Below are 781 nucleotides of genomic sequence, written 5' to 3'. Positions count from 1 at the left end.
TTCGAGTTCACGTCCTCACCGTTCTGCTCGGTCGAGTACTTCGACACGACCAGCGGACGGCCGTAGGTCTTGGAGCCCTTGTCCATGTCGACCTTGGTGGCCCAGTTCACCACTGGATCGAACTTCTCGGCGACGAGGAGTTCGCCGGTCGCGCGATCGAGGGTGTAGCCGAAGCCGTTACGGTCGAAATGGGTCAGCAGCGGGCGATCCTTGCCGCCGATCTTCTGATCGGTGAGGATCATCTCGTTGACGCCGTCGAAGTCCCACTCGTCGTGGGGGGTCATCTGGTAGACCCACTTGGCCACGCCCGTATCGACATCGCGGCCCCAGATGGTCATGGACCAGCGATTGTCGCCCGGACGCTGCTTCGGGTTCCAGGTCGAGGGGTTGCCCGAGCCGTAATACATCAGATTCAGCTTGGGATCATAGGAGAACCAGCCCCAGGTACAGCCGCCGCCGGTCTTCCACTGATCGCCTTCCCAGGTGGCGAGCGAGGAATCCTTGCCGATCGGCTTGCCGAGATGGGTGGTCTTCTCAGGATCGACGAGCAACTGATCGTCCGGGCCGACGGAGTAGCCGCGCCACGCCTTCTTGCCATCCTTGAGGTTGTAGGCGGTAACGTGGCACTGCACGCCGAACTCGCCGCCGGAGATGCCGACGATGACCTTGTCCTTCACCGGCAGCACGGTGGCGGTGTTGGTTTCGCCCTTGGACGGGTCGCCGTTCTTGACCGACCAGTTCACCTTGCCGGACTTGGCGTCGAGCGAGACGAGGGTGGTGT

General features: G+C 62.5%; 1 pseudogene. It reads right to left on the bottom strand.

Annotated features, from left to right (window positions below):
* Positions 1 to 781: pseudogene (gene xoxF1 / locus OWC43_RS04250) on the bottom strand (lanthanide-dependent methanol dehydrogenase XoxF1); the annotation flags it as partial.

It is taken from the genome of Methylorubrum sp. POS3 (assembly GCF_043352485.1).
In the GTDB taxonomy this organism is placed as follows: domain Bacteria; phylum Pseudomonadota; class Alphaproteobacteria; order Rhizobiales; family Beijerinckiaceae; genus Methylobacterium; species Methylobacterium suomiense.
This window is presented reverse-complemented; position numbering and strand designations above follow the sequence as displayed.